Source organism: Gemmata algarum (assembly GCF_034097035.1).
GTDB classification, from domain to species: domain Bacteria; phylum Planctomycetota; class Planctomycetia; order Gemmatales; family Gemmataceae; genus Gemmata; species Gemmata algarum.
In genome coordinates this window covers 37,766-59,328 of record NZ_JAXBLV010000177.1, presented here as the reverse complement: position 1 = coordinate 59,328, position 21,563 = coordinate 37,766, and the positions used below count along the sequence as shown (strand labels likewise).

Sequence of the window (21,563 nt, the reverse complement as noted above, 5' to 3'; positions counted from 1 at the left end):
GCCTTCCTCTTTTGTACTTTTTTGCGGCCAGCCCTGCCTTTATTGCAGTTCCAGTGCAGCGAGGAGCATGTCTTTCACCTGCGTCATTGGGACGCTTCCCGCGGGCATGGGGCCGTGGCCGATGAGGATGGGCCGGTCCAGCGGGTCGGCCGCGGCCAGCCCGTGGCTGCCCCGCACGACGCCCGCGTCGAGCGGTACCACGTCGAACGTCGTGCGGAACCCCAGCTTCTTCTGGATCAGCCTGCGGGCCGCGTGCAGCTTGGGGAACCGGAACTGGGGATCAAAAAACAGCTCGCACGGGTCGAACCCCGGCTTGTGGTGGATCGCCACGGCGCGGGCGTAGTCGGGGGCCTCGTCGTCGTCGAGCCAGAACGGGTACGCGAACCACGCGTCCGGCTCGGCCAGCAGCACGAGCGCGCCGCTCCGCTGGTGGTTCAGTCCGATCTCGGCGATCTCCTCGCCGGCGAGCAGCTTGGCCACCCCGGGCACCTGGGCCAGCACCGCCCGCACGCGGGCCAGTTCCGCCGGGTTGCGGAGGTACACGTGGGCCACCTGATGATCGACCACCGCGAACGCCCGCGAGCCGTACAGGTCGAGTTGCTCGCCGAACGGTCCGGGGCGCACCTCCAACAGCTTCGCCTCGCGCAGCGCGCGGTTTAGGTACACCGGGCGCGACACGTCGCAGTGCCCGTACTCGCTCACAACCCAAATCTGCGCGCCCGCCTCCTTCGCGGCGTCGAAGATCGGCGCGCAGGCGTCGTCGAGCCCCTTCACGCACGCCCGCATGTCGCACCCGCTCGGGCCGAACCGCTGCGGGTCGTAGTCGAGGTGCGGGAGGTACACGAGCGTGAGGTCGGGCTTCTCGAACTGGAGCACGTTGGCCGCCGCGTTGGCGATCCACTCGGTGGCCGGCAGCCCGGCCATCGGCCCCCAGAACGACGGGAACGGGAACGGGCCGAACACGCGCTCCAGCCCCTCGGCGACGTCGGGCGGCGTGCCGGCGATCCCAAACGCTTTGTCGCCGTTGACCGCGTAGTGCGGCTTCGGGGTGACGGAGATGTCCACCGCGGCGCCCTGGTTGAACCACCAGAACAGCTTCGCGCTCTTGAAGGGCACCCCGCGCTCCGCGGCGCGGCGGCGGGCCGTCTCGTACACCGGCTCGGCCTGCACCAGCCGGTTGCACTGTTGCCAGAACCGCACCTCGTTGGTGCTGTTGAACAGCCACCCGTTGGCGACGATGCCGTGCTTGTTCGGCAGCGCGCCCGTCAGCAGCGTGGCCTGCGCCGTGCAGGTGACCGCCGGGAGCACCTCCGGCATGTCCATGTACCAGCCGCCGTCCGCGAGCGCCTTCAGCCGCGGGGCGTGTTCCAGCAGCCGGGGCGTGAGGCCGACGGCGTTAATCAGTACGATGGGTGGCATCCGGTCACGCTATCAAGGCGGACCCCGGCCGCAAAGTGCGGGGCGGCTCTCATCAGTCGGCGAACAGAGATCACACGAATGCAACTGCGACAACTCGGCAACTCGGACCTGAGCATCACCCCCATCGGGTTCGGCGCGTGGGCCATCGGCGGCGGGGGGTGGGCGTTCGCCTGGGGCGCCCAGGACGACGCCGAGAGCGTCGCGACCATCCGCGAGGCGCTCGACCTCGGCATCAACTGGATCGACACAGCCGCGGTGTACGGCCTCGGCCACTCGGAAGAGGTGGTCGCGAAGGCGCTGGCGGGCGTGTCGCGGCGGCCGTACGTGTTCACCAAGTGCGCCCGCGTGTGGGACGAGAACCGGCAGATCGGGAAGCGCCTGACGGCCGACAGCGTCCGCGCCGAGTGCGAGGCCAGCTTGCAGCGACTGAAGGTGGACGTGATCGACCTGTACCAGATCCACTGGCCCGAGCCGCCGGAGGACATCGACGAGGGCTGGCAAACGCTCGTGAAGCTCAAGGAGGAGGGCAAGATCCGCTGGGCCGGCGTGTCCAACTTTAGCGCCGAGCAGATGGCCCAGGTGTCGAAGTTCGGGCCGATCACCTCGCTCCAGCCGCCGTACTCCATGATCCGGCCGGAGGTGGAGGCGAGCGTCCTCCCGTACTGCCGGGCACACAACATCGGGGTGATCGCCTACTCGCCGATGGCGAGCGGGCTGCTCACCGGGGCCATGACCCGCGAGCGGGTCGCGGCGTTGCCCGCCGACGACTGGCGCAAGGAGAAGAACCGCCACTACCAGGAGCCGCTGCTGACGCGCAACCTGAACCTCGTGGACATGCTGAAGGCGATCGGCGCCCGGCACGGGCACGGGCCGGGTGCGGTGGCGATCGCCTGGGTTCTGCGGCACCCGGCTGTTACTGCGGCGATCGTGGGGGCGCGCCGGCCGGGCCAGTTGAAAGAACTGCTCGGCGCCGCCGACTGGCGGTTGACGCCCGCCGAGATTGGTGAGATAGATGTGTTCCTGAAGGCGAACCCGACCTGACCCGCGGAGGCGAACATGACGGTCGTGACGCTCACGGAGGCCCGCGAGCACCTTCCCGATTTAATCCGGCGCGCCGCCGCGGGCGAGCAGATCGTGATCGCGGACAACGGCACGTGGCTCGCTTCGCTCGGCGCGGCTCCGCAGGCGGCGCCCGTAATGGACGAAACCGAGCGCCAGCGCGTCCTGGACGAGTTCGAACGCAACATCGCCCGATGGCACGCGGAAGAAGGGCTGCCTTACCCACCCGAACCGCTCTCGCAAGGGCGGCCGCTGCCGGAGTCGCCCGCCGCATGATTTTCCCGACGTCCGCTCCGGCGAGCGCTCCGCCGGCGTTTGTTCTCCACACGTCCGTCGCCGCGGACTGGGGCATCCCGGCGCGGTACACCGTCTACTCCCACCGCGTTCGTTTTCGATTGGCCGCCGGAACGGCAGCGGTCGTGGCCACGAGCTGGCCGCTTGAATTAGCCGAGGAACTACTGGCCGCGGTCCGTCGGAACGACACGAACTGGCTCCGGACGGACGGCGTTTTTGTGGCGCTGCCGGCCTACCGGATCTACCTCGACGAACGCGCCCCGCACCTAGCTTGGCCCGAAGTGCTTGATCTCGCTCGCACCTACGGCCTTCCGGTTCACGAGGCGGCGAGCCTCGAACTCGCCGTGCGCACCGCTCTCCCGCTCGCGACAACCTCTCCCGCCCTCCTCTCCGCCGCGGCGTCGGCCGCGGTTCCGGTCTTCACCCCCTGACCCGTTCCCCGGTGCCTCATGCCCCGCTGGTTCGCACTCGCGCTCGCACTGGCCTTCGCCCCGCAACCGCTGTTCGCACAGCCCGCGGCCCCGCCGAAGCCCCTCGCGGGGGCGGAACTCAAGGACCACATCCGCGCCAACTACACGAAGTACGAGTACCAGATCCCGATGCGCGACGGGGTCAAGCTGTTCACCGCCGTTTACGTTCCGAAGGACGACGCCAAAACGTACCCCATGATCCTGACCCGCACGCCGTACAGCGTGGCGCCCTACGGCCCGGACAAGTACCCCGACGCGCTCCGACCCGGGGCGCTGTTCGTCCAGAGCGGCTACATCTTCGTGCAGCAGGACGTGCGCGGGCGGTGGATGTCCGAGGGCGAGTACGTGAACGTGCGCCCGCACAACCCCGCCAAGAAGGGCAAGGACATCGACGAGTCCAGCGACACCTACGACACCGTCGAGTGGCTCACCCGGAACGTGAAGGGGCACAACGGGCGCGTGGGGATCACGGGCATCTCGTACCCCGGCTTCTACACCGTGTGCGGGATGATCGACGCCCACCCGGCGGTGAAGGCCGTCTCCCCACAGGCGCCGGTGAGCGAGTGGTTCATCGGCGACGACTTCCACCACAACGGCTGTCTGTTCCTGCCGCACTGCTTCAACTTCATGTCCGGGTTCGGCAAGGCGCGGCCGGAGCCGACCAGGAAGTTCAACCGCGACCGGTTCGACCACGAGACCCCCGACGGGTACAAGTTCTTCCTCGAAATGGGGCCGCTCAAGAACGCCGACGCCAAGTACTACAAGGGCGAGATCGCGTTCTGGAACGAGGTGATGGAGCACGGCACCTACGACGGGTTCTGGAAGGCCCGCAACATCCGCCAGCACGTCAAGAACATTAAGCCAGCCGTGCTGACGGTCGGGGGCTGGTTCGACGCCGAGAACCTGTTCGGGGCGCTGGAAGTCTACAAGCACGCGGAGGCCAACAGCCCGCCGCCGAACAACCACCTCGTGATGGGGCCGTGGGACCACGGCGGCTGGAGCCGCGGCACCGGCGACCACCTGGGCGACGTGCGGTTCAACTCCAACACGAGCGAGTTCTACCGCGAGAAGATCGAGTTCCCGTTCTTCGAGCAGCACCTGAAGGGCGACGGCAAGAGCACGCACCCGAAGGCGTGGGTGTTCGAGACCGGGACCAACGTGTGGCGCAAGTTCGATGCCTGGCCGCCGAAGGCCGCCGAGCCGGTGAAATTCTACTTCGGCGCGGAGCGCCTGCGCCCCGAACCGGGACCGGACGCGAAGGTCGTGTTCGCCGGCACCGGCGAGGAAAAGTTCGACGAGTTCGTCAGTGATCCGGCGAAGCCGGTGCCGTTCGTCAACAAGACCGATGTCGGCATGGTGCGCGAGTACATGACCGCCGACCAGCGGTTCGCGGCCACGCGGCCGGACGTGCTCGTGTACCAGACCGAGGCGCTGAAGTCCGATCTCACCCTCGCCGGGCCGGTCGAGGTGGAACTGTACGCCTCCACGACCGGCACCGACGCCGACTGGGTGGTCAAGGTGATCGACGTGTACCCGGACGACTTCCCCGATCTCGACCCGAACCCCACCGGCGTGAGAATGGGCGGCTACCAGCAGCTCATCCGGGGCGAGCCGTTCCGCGGCAAGTTCCGCAACAGCTTCGAGACGCCCGAGCCGTTCAAGCCCGGCGAGGTCACGAAGGTCAAGTTCACGATGCCCGACGTGTTCCACACCCTGCGCCCCGGGCACCGCCTCATGGTGCAGGTGCAGAGCACGTGGTTCCCGCTCGTGGACCGCAACCCGCAAACGTTCTGCGACATCTATAAGGCCGACGCGAAGGACTTCAAGAAGCAGACGCACCGCGTGTACCGCGACGCCGAGCACCCTTCACGGGTCACCGTGGGCGTGATAAAGTGACCCGCGTTCCGCACAACCAAACCCGGGAGTGAAACTCGCCCATGATCATCATTTTCGGTGAGAAGTCGTACGGGAAGGTCGATCGGGTGCCCGGGGTCTGTTACGTCGTCACCACCTTCGCGCACCTGAACTACCTTCCCCTGTTCCCGCTCCGCTCGTACATCGTGATCGAGGGCACGGAGAGCGGGGGCGAGTTCCGCGGGAAGCAGATCGGCATCAGCTTGAAGTCGATGATCGCCGGCTACGCGCGGGTGTGGATCGGGGCGCTGACGATACTTGCCGGGATCGGCGCCGGGGTTGAACTGAACCAGGCGCTGCGGGCGCGGCAAATGGACGGCGCGCTGATCGGGCTGATCGCGGCCGGCGTACTCGGGCTGCTATCGTTCTTCGTCAACGGAAAAGTCGGAGCCGGGTTCCAGGTGGCCGCCCACGCCGTTTCGGCGGTGATGTGGTTTGTCCTGAGCGGCGGCGCCCCGAACCGTCAGGCCGCGAACGCGACGAACTTCGGGCTGTTCTTACTGTTCGTGGCGAACGTCGGCTTGCTCCTGTTTGGCCTGACGCGGCTCTTCGATCACGCCGGCGCTGAGCGGAAGCGCGAACTGTTCAACCAGCTCGGCGTCGAGGTTCCGGACGATGACGACGACGAGCCTCGCGAGAGCAAGTGGGAGGAGTGGGACGCGAGCGAGGACCGCCGGCGTCGTTAACGCATACGTGCGGCTACGCTGTGTGATGAAGGTCGTGTTTTGAGTGTGGTCCGCTCGCTCCGCGAGCGGTTGCCACATCGCGCAAGGGCCATTGGATGTGGTTAATTGCATGCGCGAAGCACCGCTCGCGGAGCGAGCGGACCACACTCAAAACACCGCACGACGCGAGGGCCGTGCCCGTAACTTGTCGGCTCACGCCAGCACGCCCCTGACCACCTCGCCGTGAACGTTGGTGAGCCGGCGGTTGATGCCGTTGTGGTAGAACGTCAGCTTCTCGTGATCGATGCCCAACAGGTGCAGCACGGTGGCGTGGAAGTCGTGCCACGCCACCGGATGTTCGCTCGCCTTCCAGCCGATGTCGTCGGTCGAGCCGAACGCGGTGCCGGCCTTGCACCCGGCACCCGCGAGCCAGCAGGTGAAGCCGTACTTGTTGTGGTCGCGGCCGGTGCCCACCACGTTGCCGGCGCTCTGCGTGAACGGCGTGCGGCCGAACTCCGTGGTGAAGAGCACGAGCGTGTCCTTCAGCATGTCTTTCTGCTTCAGGTCTTGGATCAGCGCCGCCACGGGCCGGTCGATGCGCGCCGCCTCGGCGCCGTGGTTTTCCCGCACGTTCTCGTGCGCGTCCCAGCTCGTTCGCGGCGTGCCCGCGATCGGCCCGCCGCTGTAGACCTGCACGAACCGCACGCCCTTTTCCAACAGCCGCCGGGCGAGCAGGCATCGCCGGCCGCAGTCCGCGGTTTTCGGGTCGTCGAGGCCGTACTGCGCTTTCAACTTCGCGGGCTCCTTTGAGAGATCCGCGATCGCGGGCACCGCGAGTTGCATCTTGGCGGCCAGGGCGTAGCTCTGCATCCGCGCCGCGAGCGCGTCTTCGTTGCCGCTCCTCTGAAGGTGAAGCGCGTTCAGAGCGTCGAGCGTGGCGCGTGAGGCGCGTTCTTCGCCCACCGGCACCGGCTTTTCGGGGAAGAGGTCACGCACGGGCGCGTCGCCGCCGCGAAAAATGACGCCCTGGTGCTGGGCCGGCAGGAACCCGCTCGACCAGTTCGACGCGGCCCCGTTCGCGTCGCCGCGGCCGTCGGGCAGCACGACGAACGCGGGCAGGTCTTCGGCCTCGCTCCCGAGCCCGTAGGAGAGCCACGCGCCGAGCGCCGGGTAGCCGTTGAACTGGAACCCGCTGTTGAGCACGAACAGCGCGGGGGTGTGGTTCGCGCTGTCCGCGGTCATCGAGTTGATGACCGTGAGTTCGTCGGCAACGCCGGCGAGGTGCGGGAACAGTTCGGACACCCACAGCCCGCTCTTCCCGCGCCGCTTGAACTCCCAGTCGGGCTTGCGCAGGAGCCCGACCTGTCCGAAGAACACGTCCGGTTTGGTGTCGCTCGCGAGCGCCTTCCCGTGCAGCCGCGTGAGATCGGGCTTATAGTCGAACGAGTCGAGGTGGCTCAACCCGCCGACGAGCGAAATTTGGATCGCGCGCTTGGCCTTCGGCGCGTGGTGCGGTTTCGCACCCGCGAGTAGGTGAAGCGCCGCGGTTGCCCCAAGGGCCGACGCGGAGCAGAAGAAGTCGCGGCGGTTCGGAAGCATGGCTATTCTCGCTTCGCAGTGAGGCGCACAGCGTTTCGCTTGGCGGGACTGACTGCCCCCGCAAGGGCACCAGGAGCGTCACTCAATGGTCACAAATTCGTTGCTGTTGAACAGCACGCGGCACAGTGCCTTTAATCCGTGATCGCCGACGAGCTTCGTGGCGAGCTTCAACTCTTCGGGGGTTGGGGCACGTTGGTAGGTTAGCGTCCACGCGCGGCGTGCTTGGCCCTCGGTTCCGTTCGCCTCTTTGGCCACACGATCCGCAAGCGCACCGGCGGCCCGGAGTGCGAACCCGTTGTTCCACAGTGCCAGTGCCTGGAGCGGGGTGGTTGTGGTCGCGCGGCGCGGCGCCGCTGCGGCCGGATCGGGACAATCGAACGTGTCGAGCAGCCCCAGGTTCGCCCCGCGGGGCGTGAACCGGTAAACGCTGCGCCGGTGGAACTCCGGCCCCGCCGGGTCGAACGGGTCGAAGTACGCGGTGCCGTTAAAATCGCGCGTCTTGTAGTCGCTGAACCCCTTCCCGCCCACCGCCGGGTTCAAGAGCCCGCTGGTCGCGAGCATCGCGTCGCGGACCGCTTCGCCTTCCATTCGGTGCGGGCGATAGCGCCACAGCAAGCGGTTGTCCGCGTCCTTCGCGATGGCGTCCTTGCGGGGCGCGCTCGCCTGCCGGTACGCGGTCGATGTCACGATCAGTTTGTGTAGCGCCTTGAGGCTCCACGCGGCGCCGCTCTTGCGGTCGGGGGCTGCCAAATACGCCGCGAGCCAGTCGAGCAACTCCGGGTGCGACGGGCGACCGCCGTTGAACCCGAAGTCGTTGGGGGTTTCGACGAGCCCCGTTCCGAAGTGGTAGTGCCAGATCCGGTTCGCGATGACTCGGGCGAACAGTGGGTTACTCGGGTGTGTGATCCACTCCGCGAGCTTCTTGCGGCGCTCGGCGTCGGGGGCGTCGGGAGGGAGGCCGAAGTCGGCGCTGGCGCCGAGCGCGGGCAGCCCTCCGGGGGGCACGATCGCGCCGGGGCTCGTCACGTCGCCCCGGGCCAGGAACCGCGTCGTGCCCGGCGGTTGGGGCACGTTGGTGTACACGTTGGCGTTCACCACCCGCGTTTTGAGTTGCGCGAGGTCCGTCGCGAGCCGGTCGCGCAACCGGGCCGCCTCGGCGCGGGCGGCCCGTTGTTCGGTCGTGAGTTTCGCTTCGATTTCGGCGGCTGTGGCGAACACGGCCCCAGCGCCGAACGACGCGGCGACTTCTTCCGCGGACAGCGCCCGGTCGTAGAGCCGGGCCGCACTGACCGCGCCCGCGAGCATCCGGTTCCCGCCCGCCGGTTCGTGTCGGCACCCGAACACGATTACGGCCTTATCGGCCTTGAACGTGACCGGCTCTCGCGAGACGTAGCCTTTGCCGTACCGTTTCCCGTTGCGGTAACCCGTGACGGTGCCGTCGGCGGCGAACGTGATGGCGACGTGAACCGGCTCTTTTGTGGCGTCGGTTTCTTCCGTGCCGCCGAACGACTTGTACCGCACGAACCCGTTGCTCCCGGCCATCCAGCGCCCGGGCTCGTTCTCGCCGAACACGATCGCGTCGAACTCCGCCCCGTCGGGCGTTTCAACGGTCATGACGCCCCCGCCGCGCTGAGCGAGTGAGTCCAGCCGCACCCAGGCTTCGATCGTTTTGGCGCGCAGCTCGAATGGGATCGGCGGCGTGCGCAGCAGCCCCGTCTTGCCGTCGAAGGCCGCGCCGGCGGGCGCGAGCGTTGTCCCGCCAACGGGTTTTGCGTGGAGCGTCCCGATGAGATCCGCGCCGCCGCTTCGGAAGTCCCACGCCGCGACCGGCGCGGGAGCGGCCCGTCGCCCGGCTCCCTTCGCCGCTAGAACGGCCGTGCGGGCCGGTTCTTCGATGGCCGTCACTGTTGCAATGGCATCGGCGAGCTGCTGTTGGAGTCGGGCGATTGCCGCGCGCCCGTTCGGATCGGGCAGGCCGCGCTCGCCGAAACCGACCCCGCCGAGCGCGGCCGCGAGCCGGTAGTAGTCCGCTTGTGCGATGGGGTCGAACTTGTGGTCGTGACACCGCGCGCAGTTCGCCGTTAAGCCCAGGAACGTCTGCGCGACCCCGCCGACGATGTCCTCCAGTTCGTCCTGCCGCGCGACGGCGCGCATCTGATCGTTGCCCAGAACGGTGTTGTGGACCCCGGCGACGAGGTAACCCGTGGCGCGAACCGCGTCCGGGTCGTCGGGGCGGAGTACGTCGCCGGCGAGTTGGAGCTTGGCGAACTGGTCGTAGGGCAGGTCGGCGTTCAGCGCGCGGATGACCCAGTCGCGGTAGTGCCACGCGCTCGGGCGCGGGGTGTTGCGCTCGAACCCGTCGCTCTCGCCGTATCGCACCACATCCAGCCAGTGGCGCGCCCAGCGCTCGCCATAATGCGGCGAGGCGAGCAGCCGGTCGATCAGTTTCTCGTATGCGTCGGGGGCCTCGTCGGCCGCGAACGCGCTCACCTCTTCGGGCGTCGGCGGCAACCCGATGAGATCGAAGGACGCCCGGCGGATCAGCGTCCGGCGGTCCGCTTGTGGCGAGAGGGAAAGCCCCTTCTCGGCCAGCTTTGCGGTCACGAAGTGGTCGATGGCGTTCCGCGCGGCCGGGGTAGAGCCGGCTCGGACCGGTTGCAGCGCCCACCAGTCGCGGCCGGCGCGGGACGAGGTGGTGAAGCGGAACGGGTCGATGGGGTCGGTGCCCCACTTCGCCCCGCCCTCGATCCACTCTTTGAGCAGCTTCTGTTCGGCCTCGGGTAGCGGCTTCTTGGGCGGCATCTCGCCCGCGGCCACCCGTTCCCAGAGGGAACTCGCCGCGGGCTTTCCGGGCACCACCGCCGGCGCCTCGCCGCCGAGCATCGCGCTCTTGCGGGACACGTCGAACCCGCCTTTGGGTTTGTCGCCGCCGTGGCAACTCTGGCAGCGGGACGCCAGCACGGGCGCGATGTGGGTGTCGAAGTCGGGCGGGGCGCTGCGACCGGCGCGCGTCGCGCACAGCAGCAGGCACAGGGAGAGCAGGCAGCGCATGGCGCCTCCGGCAAAGGCGGGGGCGCCATTCTCCCCCACCCGCCGCCCGGAATCAACGCCCCGGTGCCCAACTGGTCCAGCGGGCCGGCGGGTCCCACCCCGGGGCCAGCTTCAGATAGCGGTTCAGGTAGGGGTTCAGCGAGTGGTCCATGAACAGGTCGCGCGGGTACGTCGCCGACGGGCGGGCCGTGCGCGGGTCCAGCAGGCCCGCGTACACGCACGCTTCGGTCACCAGCTCGCTACAGAAGTAGCTGTCGTGATCGATGCCGTGGGGCTGGCCCACGAAGAACGTGCGCACCGGGCCGCGGGTGCGCAACGGCGTGAGCTGTCGCGCCAGCCGCTTGATGGCGAACTCGCGCCCGTCCACGGCCAGCGCGAACTCGGTCAGCCGGGCCGACTGCTCGGGCGTGAGCGGGCACGCGCGGCGCCGCACCCACACGCGCCCCTCGTTCTCGTAGGAGAGCATGTGCGGGAGGGCCTCCAGCACGCGACACTTCAGCGTGTCGTGCGGCCCGCCCTCAATGATGCCCATTTTCCCGTCGGGCATCTGGAACACGATCATCGAGTGCGTCGGGTGGCTGGTGCCCGCGAGGTTGTGCATCGTCTTCCAGAACAGGGAGCCGTCGGCGCTCAGCACGATGTCGCCCGGCTGCGGGACGTACTCGCGCACCGGTGCGCGGAGGACGTGGTCCTCCTGAAACGCCGGCTGCCACAGGAACGATTGGGCCGGCGCGGGGCGGCCGGCGCCGACGAGCGCCAGTTGCGCGACCCGCTCGCGCATCCGCTTCTCGATCGGCTTCAGGAAAAACGGCACCCGCCGCGCCGCGACGTAGGGCGGGGTCAGCGGGGGGCCGCTCGGGTACGGGTAAGGCGCCGGGTCGGCGCCGATCGCGCAGAGGGTGACCAGACAGAGCGGCGTCATACCAGAAGCTCCTGGGCGCGCGGGGCGCTAGAAGAGTATCGGGCGCCGACCTGCGGCCGTTTCGCACGCTTCACTCCCGCACCCCCAACAGCTTCGCAGCCGTGCCCGATATTCCGGTTGTAGCGACGCGGCCTCGCGCGCTTTTCGACAGGTAGGCCCCGCATTCTTTACCCAGGCGGTAGGATATTCCTAGTTACCCCAACCTGAATCCGGCGGCGCTCCCCTGCGGACCAGGGCCGATGGCGGCCCGCGCGCGTCCGTTGGCCCGCGACGACCGGACCGGCCTATTCTGAGGTTCCCACCCGATGCGCACCCGCCTTGCGAGCGCCGGCTTCGTCGCCGCGCTCGCCCTCCTCACCTCCCGCGCCGACACGGCCGGCGCGAAGCAGCCGGCCCCGCCGCCCCGGAGCGTCTCCAAGCTCGGCGACCTCAAGAAGTACGACGACGTTATTACCAAGGACTTCACGACCTCCCCGGGCGTGTTCGCGGTCCACCGGCACGAGGACAAGCTGTACTTCGAGATCCCGCAGGACAAGCAGGGCCGGCTGCTCCTCTGGCGCGCCGAGGTGGCGAAGGGGCCGGGCGGCGGCATGGGCGGGAGCTGGGGCGGCGCGGACCTCGGGCACACGGTGCTGAAGTTCGAGCGCCGCGGCAACAAGATGTACCTGTGGAAGGTCGGGTTCTCCAAGCGGTCCGACGGCAAGGCCGTGCAGGCGGCCATCGACGCCAGCGCCACCGACGCCATCGTGGCGGTGTTCAACGTCGAGTGCGAGGGCAAGGACCGGGCCGCGGTCGTCAACGTGTCGGACACGTTCATCCTGGGGCTGACGGACCTGCCCATCACCCGCGCGGCCGGGGTGAGCGGGGCCAGCGTGGACTCCTCGCGCTCGTACCTGTCGGAGGTGAAGGCCTTCCCCTCGAACATCGAGGCCCGCGCGACGATCACGTTCCGCGCCAGCGGCGGCGGCTCGCCGTTTGGCGTGCCGGGGCTGGGCGGCGGGGCGCGGAGCGTCACCGCGCTGGTCCACCACAGCCTCGTGCTGCTGCCCGAAACGCCGATGCAGGGGCGGCTGTTCGACCCGCGCGTCGGGTACTTCACCGAGGAGTTCGCGGACTACGCGCACCCGAAGAACTGGGCCGTGTCCCGCGAGTACATCACCCGGTTCCGGCTCGAAAAGAAGAACCCGAACGACGCCGTGAGCGAGGTGGTGAAGCCGATCACCTTCTACCTGTCGAAGGAGATCCCGGAGAAGTGGCGGTCGTACATGAAGCAGGGCGTCGAGGACTGGGCGCCGGCGTTCGAGAAGGCCGGGTTCAAGAACGCGATCGTGTGCCGGGACGTGCCGACCCGCGCCGAGGACCCCAACTTCGACCCCGAGGACGCGCGACACTCGGTGATCCGCTGGGTGGCCGAGCCGGTGCAGAACGCGATGGGGCCGCACGTCCACGACCCGCGCTCCGGCGAGGTGATCTCGGCCCACATCATCTTCTGGCACGACATCGTGAAGACCTGCCAGACGTGGTACTTCGTGCAGTGCTCGGCGGTGGACCCGAAGGCCCGCAAGTTCCCGCTGCCCGACGAGACCACCGGGGCCATGATGCGGTACGTGTGCGCCCACGAGGTCGGGCACACGATCGGGCTACGGCACAACCACCGCGCCAGCCAGGCGTACTCCGTGAGCCAGCTCCGCGACCCGAAGTTCTGCGCCGAGCACGGGAGCGTGGCGTCGATCATGTCCTACGGGCGGTGCAACTACGTCGCGCAGCCCGAGGACAAGGTGGACCCCAAGCACCTGCTGCCCAAGCTCGCGCCGTACGACTACTTCGCCATCGAGTGGGGGTACAAGCCGATCCCGTCCGCGAAGACCCCGGACGAGGAGCGCAAGACGCTCGACGAGTGGGCCGCGAAGCAGCTCACCAACCCGTTCCTGCGGTTCGGCGGCGAGGACGGCCCGTCGTCCGTGGACCCGACGGTGCTGACCGAGAACATCGGCAGCGACCCGGTCCAGGTGACCGCGCTGGGGCTGAAGAACCTCGACCGCGTCGCGGGGCACCTGCTCGCGGCGACCACGGAGAAGGGCGAGGACTACTCGCTGCTTGAGGAAGTGTACGGCGACATGCTCCAGGCCCGGTTGGGGTGGTTCGGAGCGGTGGCGAAGCAGGTGGGCGGGGTGGTCGAGAGCCGGACCCTCGGCGGCCGCGGCGGGGAGGCGTTCTCCCGCGTGCCGAAGGAGAAGCAGAAGGAGGCGGTGAAGTTCCTGCTCGACCACGCGTTCACCACGCCGACCAAGCTGCTGGCCCCGGGGCTGGTGAACCAGTTCAAATTCAGCGGGACCGGTTCGGACATATCGAACCAGCAGCGGCTGCTGCTGCGCAGCCTGCTCAGCCCCGTCCGGCTCGCACGCCTGACGGACGCGGAACTGCTCGCCCCCGAGAAGGCCTACACCGCGGCGGAACTGGTCGCCGACATTCAAGACGGGGTGTTCTCGGAGCTGAAGGCCGACGTGCCCAAGATCGACCCGCTGCGGCGCCAGCTCCAGCGGACCTACCTCGACACGCTGAAGGCGGAGTTCGCGCCCCCGGCTGCGGCGGCCACGCCATCGATCCCGGGGCTCAGCACGGGGCCAGCCGGCCCGCGCCCGGCGAGCGAACTGCGGGCCGTGGCCCGGCAGTCGCTGGCGAAGCTCGGCGAGCAACTGGAAGCGGCCGAGGGCAAGGCGAAGGACCCGCTGACGGTGGCGCACATCGCGGACCTGCGGAGCGAGATCGCCGCCCTGCTGGCCGCGGACAAGAAGAAGTGACCCGGGCGTTCGGCGCGTGAGCCGAGGGGGTGGCGCTGCGCCCGTTGCGCGGCGCCACCGCTTCGCCACCGGCAACAGCGGGCGGGCAATTTGCGGCGCCACGGCGCGCTAAAGCCTTGACGCCCGAACGCACAACCCTTACGTTTACACTTTCCTGAATTTCCACCCCGCTACAGCGTGGGAAGAGTCGAGGGACAACCGTGGCCGGACCTGCAAGCGAACGCATCCGCATCCGTATGGAAGGTTACGACCACGAGGTGCTCGACCGGACGGCGGCCGAGATCGTGAAGACCGCGCGTGACAACGAGGCCACGGTCCACGGGCCGATCCCGCTGCCCACCCGCATCGAGCGGTACACGGTGCTGCGGTCCCCGCACATCGACCGCAAGAGCCGCGAACAGTTCGAGATCCGTACCCACAAGCGGCTCATCGACATCCTGAAGCCGAACCAGAAGACGATCGAAGCGCTGAACAAGGGGCTCAACCTGCCCCCCGGCGTTGACATCAAGATTCGCGTGATCGCGGGTAACTGAGCAAAACTTTCACGGATCGCTGTTGTCGCTTTCGGTACGAGTGCTACAAAGATTAACTCCCGCCCGCGGCGGACGCTTCGATCGAGGCACCATCGCGGGCGGCTTCATGCGAAGAACGCGACCACGCTTCACCGCCGATCGCTGTACCGCCCGAAAGGGTCTGAGCGATCAACACCGCGGTTACGCCGGGCAAACCGGCGCAGGCGAAATGGTCAGGAGTGGCTGAATAATGGCGGAAAATACTGCGGCATCGGCCCCTGAAAATGGGGTTGCGGCTCCCGTTGCTCGTTTGATCGAGGTCACGGGCACCCTGAAGGTGCCGGTCGTGAACCGGTCCGGCGCGGAGGTCGGTACGGTTGACATCAACCCGTCCGAGTTCGGGGGGAAGATCAGCCGCCAGTTGATGCACGACGTGGTGCTGATGTACCTCGCGAACCAGCGCGCCGGTACCCACCACACGCTCCGCCGCGGGCAGGTCGCGGGCAGCACAAAGAAGCTGTTTCGGCAGAAGGGCACCGGTAACGCCCGCGCCGGCACCAAGCGGACCAACAAGCGCCGCGGTGGCGGTACCGCCAAGGGGCCGAAGCCCCGCGACTACGAGTACCACCTGCCGAAGAAGTCGGTGAAGGCGGCAACTCGGATGGCGATCCTGTCCAAGTTCCTGGACGGGCAGGCGGTCATCCTCGACGAGTTCGCCCTCGCGGCCCCGAAGACGAAAGAAGTCGTCGGCGTGCTGAAGGCGATCAAGATCGGCAAAAAGAAGAAGCAGACGGAGCAGGGCGAGAAAGAGATCGAGCTGACGCTGGCGGACACGACGGTACTGATCGGGACCGAGAAGCTCGACCCGAACGTGTACAAGTCGGCCCGCAACATCGAAGGCGTGAAGGTTCTGCCGGCGGCCGAGTTCAACTGTTACACCGTGCTGAAACAGAAGCGGCTCGTGTTGACGAAGGCTGCGTTCGAGGCGCTGCGGGCGGTGGGTGCCGCCAAGTCGTAACGCGTCGGGGACCGCTGGGCACACACACGAGGTACGCTCCGGCCGGCAGGTCGGGCGGAGATGAGGGCGAGAGATGGCGACCACACGACCGCATCCGAAAAAGTACCGGCGCAAGCTGGCCCTGCGTCAGCCCTGCGTTCACGGCGAGAGCGGCATCGAGCTGCGGCCGTACCAGGTGGTACTCCGCCCGCTCGTCACCGAGAAGGGTACGCACCAGAGCACCCGGTACAACGCCTACACGTTCCAGGTGAACCCGCTCGCCACCAAGACGCAGATCAAGGCGGCGATCGAGGAGCTGTTCAGTGTCCGCGTCGAGGCCGTCCGCACCCAGGTGCGTGAGGGCAAAAAGCGGCGGTTCCGGCAGTCGATCGGCCAGCTCCCGACCTGGAAGAAGGCCATCGTCACGCTGAACGCGGAAGACAAGATCGAGTTCTTCTAACAGGTGGATAGTGGTCAGTGGGCTGTGAACGGTTGAACGCAACTGGGCCGCCGGCTGACTGGTTTTGACTGCACACTGAACACCGACCACTGAGAACTGTGCTATGGGCGTTAAGCAATACAAGCCGACTTCCGCGGGCCGCCGGGCCGGGATGGTCTCCGACTTCGCGGACTGCACCAACCCGCGCGAGAACAGCCCCGAAAAGTCGCTCCTCAAGCCCAAGAAGAAAAAGGGCGGGCGCAACAACCAGGGGATCGTGACCTCGCGGTTTCGTGGGGGCGGTCACAAGCAGCGGTACCGCGTCATCGACTTCAAGCGGAAACGCGATGACGTGGCCGCTACTGTCATCAGCGTCGAGTACGATCCGAACCGCACCAGCCGGATCGCGCTGATCGAGTACCCGCGAGACGACAAGCACGATTTCTCCCGGGCGTACATCCTGGCCCCGAACGGTCTGAAGGCCGGGGACAAGGTGATCTCGGGTGAAGGCGACGCGGTCGAGCCGAAGCCGGGGAACTGCATGCCGCTGTGGAAGGTGCCCCTGGGCATGACCGTCCACAACGTCGAGTTGGTGCCGGGCAAGGGCGGGCAGATCTGCCGCTCGGCCGGGTGCGGGGCGGTGCTGACCGCTCGCGAAAAGGACTGGGCGCAGCTCACCATGCCGAGCGGCGAAATCCGCCGCGTGCCGAGCAAGTGCCGCGCAACGATCGGCGTGGTGTCGAACGCCGAGCACATGAACATCAGCATCGGTAAGGCCGGCCGTATGCGGTGGAAGGGGCGTAAGCCCCACAACCGCGGCACCACCATGAACCCGACCGACCACCCGATGGGCGGCGGTGAAGGGCGCACGGCGGGCGGTCGCAACCCGTGCTCGAAGACCGGCGTGCCCGCGAAGGGCGGCAAGACCCGTCACAAGCGGAAGCCGGGTGGCAAGGCGATCATCCGCCGTCGTCCGGCGGGCCGGTTCCAGAACACTGCCTGAGTGCGCTCTGGTTCGGTAGCGAATTGTTTGCCGGGAAGGCCGGTTAGCTAAAAACAACTGGTCTCCCTCTCGAAGCGTTCATATAGTGATTCTTCCCGGTTTGAATGTGCCGGGTTTTTGCTTTGTTCGGGGCGCCGAGTTCACGAGGCGAAAGAAAGCATGAGCCGGTCGCTGAAAAAAGGCCCGCACGTTGACCTCCGCCTCCTGGCGAAGATCGAGAAGCAGGGCGCGGGTCGGGAGCCGATCAAGACGTGGTCGCGGGACTGCACGATTGTCCCCGAGTTCATCGGCGCGACGTTCCTTGTTCACAACGGCAAGACCTTCGTCAAGGTCTACTGCACAGAAGACATGGTCGGGCACAAGCTCGGCGAATTCTCCCCGACGCGGACCTTCAAGGGGCACTCGGGCGGGAAGAAGGCTGCGGCCAAGTAACGGAAAGTGGGCAGAGGTTGGTGGGCAGAGGGCAGTGCCGACCGACCGAGACGTTGTCGCGTGGTGACAACGGCACCCGATGTCGCGAACAGCACTGCCGACGGCACACTGGCCACTGATTGCTATGGACTACAAAGCGATTCACCGGTTCGCCGATGTCGGCCCGCGGAAGATTCGGCTTTTCGCCGACCTGATCCGCGGCAAGAACGTGGACGAGGCGCTCCAGTTGCTGTCCTTCTACCACAACCGTGGGGCCAAGTTGCTCCTGGCCGTGGTGAAGAGCGCGTATGGGAACGCCGACGACCGCGAGTGCCCGGACCCGGACGGCCTGATCGTCTCCGAGTGCCGCGTGGACGGCGCTCCGACGTTCAAGCGGATTCAGCCCCGCGCTCGTGGGACCGCGTTCGGCATTCTGCGCCGGATGTCGCACATTCACGTGACGCTGTCCGATCCGGCTGACAACACGCCGGCTCCGTCCGTCGCGCCGGTCGAGGCTCCGGCTGCTGCCGCTCCGACGACGTGAGCGGTGTAAAAACGTAGTGCCGGGGGCCGGCCGGTCCGGCCCCTCGCTTGTTTCACTCCAGGCGTCGCGCGGTCGGCGAAAGATAGGAAGACACCGGGGTTTTTGATATGGGCCAGAAAGTTCGACCGACGGGGTTCCGGACCGGCATCATGCGGCCGTGGCGGAGTACGTGGTACGCCCCCAAGAACTCCCCGGCCGCCGACGGCAACTCGTTCGCGGACCTGCTGCTGGAAGATGTCGCCATTCGCGCGTTCATCCAGAAGTACCTGACGAACAAGAAGGACCGCAAAGAGCAGCGGCCCGCCATCGCCGACATCCGCATCGAGCGGACGCGGGAACGCGTGACGGTCGTGGTCGCGTCCAGCCGGGTCGGTGCGATCATCGGGAAGAAGGGCGAGAAGATCGAGAAGCTGACGAAGGCGCTCGAGAAGCTCACCCGCCGGCACATCGAGGTGAAGACCGTCGAGGTGACCCGGCCCGAGATCGACGCCCAGCTCATCGCGGAAGACATCGCGGAGCAGCTCGAGAAGCGGGCGAGCTTCCGCCGGACGATGAAGCAGGCCATGCAGCGGGCGATGGAGGGCGGCGCCAAGGGCGTCAAGCTCCAACTGTCGGGCCGCCTTGGTGGCGCCGAAATGGCCCGCTGCGAGAAGGGGATGGAAGGCTCCATTCCGCTGTCGACGCTGCGGGTGAAGGTGGAGTACGGGTTCGCCGAGGCCGTGACGCCGCAAGGCAACATCGGCATCAAGGCCTGGGTGAACCAAGGCGACTACCTGACCGGCGACATCGCGGACACGACCGAAGCCGGCGCGGGCCAGCAGCAGCGCCGCCGGCCCCGTCGCGGCGGCCGTGGCGGTGAGGGCGGCGGCCCCCGCTAAGGGCTTGGTTGAGTGGACCGATCGAAACTGCCAGTGGTCAGCGATCAGAAGGCTAGAGGTCGGAAAGAGCGCTGTGGGCGGGGCGGGGCCGGGTACTCTGGCCCCCTGCCTTCTGACCTCTGACCTCTCTTGTGTGTGAGGGAGAGCGGCGATGCCACAGATGCCCAAACGGGTCAAGTTCCGCAAGGCGCAGCGCGGCGTCGTCCGCGGTCGCACGACCCGTAAGAAGTACAACGGGCCGATCAAGGGCAACGCCCACCGCGGCAACTACGTTGCCTACGGCGACTTCGGGCTCCAGTCGCTCGAGGGCGGCTGGCTGTCCGCCGAGTGCATCGAAAGCGCTCGCGTGACCATGACCCGGTTCGTGTCCGGGGAAGGTCGGTACTACATGCGGGTGTTCCCGCACAAGCCGATCACCTCGATCCCGGCCGAAACTCGTATGGGTAAGGGCAAGGGCGAGCCTGAGTACTGGGCCGCGGTCGTTCGCTCAGGCCAAATCCTGTTCGAGCTGGGCGGCGTCGCCGAGAGCGTTGCGAAAGACTGCTTGGCCCGCGTGGCGTACAAGATGCCGTTTAAGTGCCGCTTCGTGACCCGGCGGCCCAACGTCTAAGGTCGAATGCGAAATGCGGATTTCGGAGCGCGGGACACAAAGCCGAACGCTCACTGTTCCGCCGCTTTCCGTTCCGCGTTCCGGATTCCGCGTTCCGAATTGGTGAGACGATGCCGAACCGCATGAAAGAGTTCCGGGGCATGAGCGACGATCAGTTGTCGCTCGCCCTGAAAGAAACCGAGAAGCACCTGTTCCAGCTCCGCTTCCAGTCGGCCACGGACCGCCTGGAAACGCCGTCGGAGATCCGGAAGGCGCGGCGCGACATTGCCCGCATCCGGACCCTTCAGCGCGAGAAGGAGTTGACCAAGCTCGGCGGGTTGCCGGCCGAACAGCTCGCGACGCGCATCGTGTCGCTCCAGAAGAAGGAAGCCGATGGGCTGCCGGGCAAGCGCATCGCGCACCGGCAGGTCGCCCGGTTGAAGCGGTTCTACGTCGCGAAGGGCGGCACTCTGCCCGTTGTCCCGCCTGCGGCGCCGGCCCCCGTGGCGGTCCCGGCCGCTGCGGCAAAGCCCGAGGCCAAGAACGACAGCGCCCCGAACAAGAAGAACGCCCCGAAGGGGAGTGGTAAGTAATGGCTGAACCGAACACGCCCGCGACCGCTCCCGCCAAGACGACCGGCCGCCGGATTCTCGAAGGCGTTGTCACACGGGACAAGACCTCCAAGACCCGCCGGGTCGAGGTCGAGCGGCTCGTGCGGCACCCGAAGTACGGCAAGTTCGTGAAGCGCCGCACCGTGTGCTACGCCCACGACGAGAGCAACGACTCTCACCTGGGCGACACGGTCGAGATCCAGGAGAGCCGCCCGCTGTCGAAGCTGAAGCGGTGGACCCTGGTGAAGGTCGTCAAGCGGGCGCCGAGCCGGACCCTCTCGAACCTCGAAGGTGCGGTCGCCGGGGCCGACGCGGTGACCACCGGGGCGAAGGGTAAAGACGAGAAGAAGTGAGTAATGCGGGGTGCGGAACGTGGAGCTGAGGCCCCGTTTCGGTTTCGTTCCGCATTCCACGTTCCGCATTCCGCACTGGTGAGCCAATGATCCAGATGTATACTTACCTCGATGTTGCCGACAACACCGGGGCGAAAGAAGTGATGTGCATCCAGGTCCTCGGCGGCAGCAAGCGCCGTGTCGCGTACCTGGGGGACATTGTGCGGGCGAGCGTCAAGAAGGCGCTGCCCGGCGGCGACGTGAAACAGGGCGACGTGATTAAGGGCGTCGTGGTCCGGACCCGCGTTGCGACCCGCCGCGAAGACGGCAGCTACGTCCGCTTCGACCGCAATGCGCTGGTTCTGTTGGACAACGACAACAACCCGCGTGGCACCCGCATCTTCGGGGCCGTGCCCCGCGAGCTGCGTGCGAAGTTCAACAAGATCCTCAGCCTCGCGGCTGAGGTCGTTTGAGGAGCGTGTTGAGTGTTTGGTGCTCTGTGCCCCGCCGGACGCGGTCGCAGCACGTGACACGAGACGCCGAACACACGATACCAAGCACTAAACACGAAACACGGCCATGTACATCTGCAAGAACGACGTTGTTCAGGTGATCGCCGGCGACGACAAGGGCACCCGCGGGAAGGTGATCCGCGTGCTCCGCGCCGAAAACAAGGTGGTCGTCGAGGGCGTCAACCGCGTGTACCGGCACCTGAAGCCGTCGCGCAAGAACCCGCAGGGCGGCCGGCTCTCCAAGGAGATGCCGGTTGATGTCTCGAACGTCATGCTCATCGACCCGGTGCTGAACGTCCCGACCCGCGTCGGCGTGCGCTCGCTGCCGGACGGTACGAAAGAGCTGTACTCCAAGAAGAGCAAGACCCGCCTCCGCGTTCTGAAGAAGCCGAAGGTGGCCGCTGCGAAGCCGTGACCGGTCGGTGCTCTCCGGCCGCCACGACTGCGACGGAGTGGCTCCTGTCAGCGGTTGTCTTTTTTACCCCGATTATTGACCATTACTATCGACCCGTATCGAGCCCGTTGGAATGGGCTCGTCATT

The 21,563-nt window shown here is 67.3% G+C and carries 22 protein-coding genes; 18 read left to right on the top strand and 4 right to left on the bottom strand.

Annotated elements, in window-relative coordinates; translation table 11 throughout:
* Positions 1 to 39: 39 nt before the first annotated feature.
* Entirely contained in the window at positions 40 to 1,419 is a 1,380-nt protein-coding gene (locus tag R5W23_RS14360; RefSeq protein ID WP_320686883.1) for an alkaline phosphatase family protein, read from the bottom strand.
* Between the two features lie 78 nt (positions 1,420 to 1,497).
* On the opposite strand from R5W23_RS14360, the gene R5W23_RS14355 reads away from it, so the two are divergent.
* The 5 genes from R5W23_RS14355 to R5W23_RS14335 are packed head-to-tail and all read left to right on the top strand — an operon-like array spanning position 1,498 to position 5,842.
* Positions 1,498 to 2,460 (top strand): aldo/keto reductase, encoded by a 963-nt coding sequence (locus tag R5W23_RS14355; protein ID WP_320686882.1) that lies wholly within the window; start codon positions 1,498 to 1,500, stop codon positions 2,458 to 2,460.
* Between the two features lie 15 nt (positions 2,461 to 2,475).
* Positions 2,476 to 2,754 carry a type II toxin-antitoxin system Phd/YefM family antitoxin gene (locus tag R5W23_RS14350; protein ID WP_320686881.1) on the top strand — a complete coding sequence of 93 codons (279 nt, stop codon included), beginning with the start codon at positions 2,476 to 2,478 and terminating at the stop codon, positions 2,752 to 2,754.
* Positions 2,751 to 3,203: a PIN domain-containing protein gene (locus R5W23_RS14345; RefSeq protein ID WP_320686880.1), complete on the top strand. Its 453-nt coding sequence runs from the start codon at positions 2,751 to 2,753 to the stop codon at positions 3,201 to 3,203. Before R5W23_RS14350 ends, R5W23_RS14345 begins: the two co-directional genes overlap by 4 nt.
* Positions 3,204 to 3,221: 18 nt before the next feature.
* Positions 3,222 to 5,138, top strand: coding sequence for a CocE/NonD family hydrolase (locus R5W23_RS14340; RefSeq protein ID WP_320686879.1), 1,917 nt, complete (start codon positions 3,222 to 3,224; stop codon positions 5,136 to 5,138).
* A 41-nt stretch (positions 5,139 to 5,179) separates the two neighbouring features.
* Positions 5,180 to 5,842 (top strand): hypothetical protein, encoded by a 663-nt coding sequence (locus R5W23_RS14335; RefSeq protein ID WP_320686878.1) that lies wholly within the window; start codon positions 5,180 to 5,182, stop codon positions 5,840 to 5,842.
* Between the two features lie 192 nt (positions 5,843 to 6,034).
* Here the strand turns inward: R5W23_RS14335 and R5W23_RS14330 are convergent, their stop codons facing one another.
* The 3 genes from R5W23_RS14330 to R5W23_RS14320 all read right to left on the bottom strand — a co-directional run bounded on the left by R5W23_RS14330 (position 6,035) and on the right by R5W23_RS14320 (position 11,393).
* Positions 6,035 to 7,420 (bottom strand): DUF1501 domain-containing protein, encoded by a 1,386-nt coding sequence (locus R5W23_RS14330; protein ID WP_320686877.1) that lies wholly within the window; start codon positions 7,418 to 7,420, stop codon positions 6,035 to 6,037.
* A 78-nt stretch (positions 7,421 to 7,498) separates the two neighbouring features.
* Positions 7,499 to 10,471, bottom strand: a complete 2,973-nt coding sequence (locus R5W23_RS14325) for a DUF1549 domain-containing protein (protein WP_320686876.1) — start codon at positions 10,469 to 10,471, stop codon at positions 7,499 to 7,501.
* A 52-nt stretch (positions 10,472 to 10,523) separates the two neighbouring features.
* Positions 10,524 to 11,393: a C40 family peptidase gene (locus R5W23_RS14320; protein WP_320686875.1), complete on the bottom strand. Its 870-nt coding sequence runs from the start codon at positions 11,391 to 11,393 to the stop codon at positions 10,524 to 10,526.
* 305 nt (positions 11,394 to 11,698) lie between these two features.
* On the opposite strand from R5W23_RS14320, the gene R5W23_RS14315 reads away from it, so the two are divergent.
* The 13 genes from R5W23_RS14315 to rplX all read left to right on the top strand — a co-directional run bounded on the left by R5W23_RS14315 (position 11,699) and on the right by rplX (position 21,437).
* Positions 11,699 to 14,194 (top strand): zinc-dependent metalloprotease, encoded by a 2,496-nt coding sequence (locus tag R5W23_RS14315; protein WP_320686874.1) that lies wholly within the window; start codon positions 11,699 to 11,701, stop codon positions 14,192 to 14,194.
* Positions 14,195 to 14,394: 200 nt separating this feature from the next.
* Positions 14,395 to 14,727: a 30S ribosomal protein S10 gene (gene rpsJ / locus R5W23_RS14310; protein WP_320686873.1), complete on the top strand. Its 333-nt coding sequence runs from the start codon at positions 14,395 to 14,397 to the stop codon at positions 14,725 to 14,727.
* A gap of 289 nt (positions 14,728 to 15,016) precedes the next feature.
* A complete protein-coding gene (rplD, locus tag R5W23_RS14305; RefSeq protein WP_261184006.1) occupies positions 15,017 to 15,724 on the top strand; it encodes a 50S ribosomal protein L4 in 708 nt (235 codons plus the stop codon).
* Between the two features lie 73 nt (positions 15,725 to 15,797).
* Positions 15,798 to 16,163, top strand: a complete 366-nt coding sequence (gene rplW, locus R5W23_RS14300; RefSeq protein WP_010043966.1) for a 50S ribosomal protein L23 — start codon at positions 15,798 to 15,800, stop codon at positions 16,161 to 16,163.
* Between the two features lie 103 nt (positions 16,164 to 16,266).
* Positions 16,267 to 17,145, top strand: coding sequence for a 50S ribosomal protein L2 (rplB, locus tag R5W23_RS14295; protein ID WP_320686872.1), 879 nt, complete (start codon positions 16,267 to 16,269; stop codon positions 17,143 to 17,145).
* 159 nt (positions 17,146 to 17,304) lie between these two features.
* On the top strand, positions 17,305 to 17,577 hold the full coding sequence (rpsS, locus tag R5W23_RS14290) for a 30S ribosomal protein S19 (RefSeq protein ID WP_261184004.1): 273 nt from the start codon (positions 17,305 to 17,307) through the stop codon (positions 17,575 to 17,577).
* A 79-nt stretch (positions 17,578 to 17,656) separates the two neighbouring features.
* Positions 17,657 to 18,100 carry a 50S ribosomal protein L22 gene (gene rplV / locus R5W23_RS14285; RefSeq protein WP_320686871.1) on the top strand — a complete coding sequence of 148 codons (444 nt, stop codon included), beginning with the start codon at positions 17,657 to 17,659 and terminating at the stop codon, positions 18,098 to 18,100.
* 107 nt (positions 18,101 to 18,207) lie between these two features.
* Positions 18,208 to 18,978: a 30S ribosomal protein S3 gene (gene rpsC, locus R5W23_RS14280; RefSeq protein ID WP_320686870.1), complete on the top strand. Its 771-nt coding sequence runs from the start codon at positions 18,208 to 18,210 to the stop codon at positions 18,976 to 18,978.
* Positions 18,979 to 19,129: 151 nt separating this feature from the next.
* Positions 19,130 to 19,588, top strand: a complete 459-nt coding sequence (gene rplP, locus R5W23_RS14275) for a 50S ribosomal protein L16 (protein WP_407936128.1) — start codon at positions 19,130 to 19,132, stop codon at positions 19,586 to 19,588.
* Between the two features lie 110 nt (positions 19,589 to 19,698).
* A complete protein-coding gene (gene rpmC / locus R5W23_RS14270) occupies positions 19,699 to 20,160 on the top strand; it encodes a 50S ribosomal protein L29 (protein WP_320686869.1) in 462 nt (153 codons plus the stop codon).
* Complete coding sequence (gene rpsQ / locus R5W23_RS14265) at positions 20,160 to 20,531, top strand: 30S ribosomal protein S17 (RefSeq protein ID WP_261184001.1); 372 nt, start codon at positions 20,160 to 20,162, stop codon at positions 20,529 to 20,531. The genes rpmC and rpsQ overlap by 1 nt, the downstream gene beginning before the upstream one ends.
* Positions 20,532 to 20,617: 86 nt before the next feature.
* Positions 20,618 to 20,983, top strand: a complete 366-nt coding sequence (gene rplN / locus R5W23_RS14260; RefSeq protein WP_010043947.1) for a 50S ribosomal protein L14 — start codon at positions 20,618 to 20,620, stop codon at positions 20,981 to 20,983.
* A 106-nt stretch (positions 20,984 to 21,089) separates the two neighbouring features.
* Positions 21,090 to 21,437, top strand: coding sequence for a 50S ribosomal protein L24 (gene rplX / locus R5W23_RS14255; protein WP_261184000.1), 348 nt, complete (start codon positions 21,090 to 21,092; stop codon positions 21,435 to 21,437).
* Positions 21,438 to 21,563: the final 126 nt, after the last annotated feature.

What these genes read in the sequence shown, in the direction of transcription:
- R5W23_RS14335 (WP_320686878.1), top strand. Translation starts at nt 5,180, where the DNA reads ATGATCATCATTTTCGGTGAGAAGTCGTACGGGAAGGTCGATCGGGTG.
- rpsC (WP_320686870.1), top strand. Translation starts at nt 18,208, where the DNA reads ATGGGCCAGAAAGTTCGACCGACGGGGTTCCGGACCGGCATCATGCGG.
- rplB (WP_320686872.1), top strand. Translation starts at nt 16,267, where the DNA reads ATGGGCGTTAAGCAATACAAGCCGACTTCCGCGGGCCGCCGGGCCGGG.
- rpsQ (WP_261184001.1), top strand. Translation starts at nt 20,160, where the DNA reads ATGGCTGAACCGAACACGCCCGCGACCGCTCCCGCCAAGACGACCGGC.
- rplP (WP_407936128.1), top strand. Translation starts at nt 19,130, where the DNA reads ATGCCACAGATGCCCAAACGGGTCAAGTTCCGCAAGGCGCAGCGCGGC.
- R5W23_RS14345 (WP_320686880.1), top strand. Translation starts at nt 2,751, where the DNA reads ATGATTTTCCCGACGTCCGCTCCGGCGAGCGCTCCGCCGGCGTTTGTT.
- R5W23_RS14350 (WP_320686881.1), top strand. Translation starts at nt 2,476, where the DNA reads ATGACGGTCGTGACGCTCACGGAGGCCCGCGAGCACCTTCCCGATTTA.
- R5W23_RS14360 (WP_320686883.1), bottom strand. Translation starts at nt 1,419, where the DNA reads ATGCCACCCATCGTACTGATTAACGCCGTCGGCCTCACGCCCCGGCTG.
- rplV (WP_320686871.1), top strand. Translation starts at nt 17,657, where the DNA reads ATGTCGCGAACAGCACTGCCGACGGCACACTGGCCACTGATTGCTATG.
- rplX (WP_261184000.1), top strand. Translation starts at nt 21,090, where the DNA reads ATGTACATCTGCAAGAACGACGTTGTTCAGGTGATCGCCGGCGACGAC.
- R5W23_RS14340 (WP_320686879.1), top strand. Translation starts at nt 3,222, where the DNA reads ATGCCCCGCTGGTTCGCACTCGCGCTCGCACTGGCCTTCGCCCCGCAA.
- R5W23_RS14330 (WP_320686877.1), bottom strand. Translation starts at nt 7,420, where the DNA reads ATGCTTCCGAACCGCCGCGACTTCTTCTGCTCCGCGTCGGCCCTTGGG.
- rpsS (WP_261184004.1), top strand. Translation starts at nt 17,305, where the DNA reads ATGAGCCGGTCGCTGAAAAAAGGCCCGCACGTTGACCTCCGCCTCCTG.
- R5W23_RS14320 (WP_320686875.1), bottom strand. Translation starts at nt 11,393, where the DNA reads ATGACGCCGCTCTGTCTGGTCACCCTCTGCGCGATCGGCGCCGACCCG.
- rplN (WP_010043947.1), top strand. Translation starts at nt 20,618, where the DNA reads ATGATCCAGATGTATACTTACCTCGATGTTGCCGACAACACCGGGGCG.
- R5W23_RS14355 (WP_320686882.1), top strand. Translation starts at nt 1,498, where the DNA reads ATGCAACTGCGACAACTCGGCAACTCGGACCTGAGCATCACCCCCATC.
- rpmC (WP_320686869.1), top strand. Translation starts at nt 19,699, where the DNA reads ATGCCGAACCGCATGAAAGAGTTCCGGGGCATGAGCGACGATCAGTTG.
- R5W23_RS14325 (WP_320686876.1), bottom strand. Translation starts at nt 10,471, where the DNA reads ATGCGCTGCCTGCTCTCCCTGTGCCTGCTGCTGTGCGCGACGCGCGCC.
- R5W23_RS14315 (WP_320686874.1), top strand. Translation starts at nt 11,699, where the DNA reads ATGCGCACCCGCCTTGCGAGCGCCGGCTTCGTCGCCGCGCTCGCCCTC.
- rplW (WP_010043966.1), top strand. Translation starts at nt 15,798, where the DNA reads ATGGCGACCACACGACCGCATCCGAAAAAGTACCGGCGCAAGCTGGCC.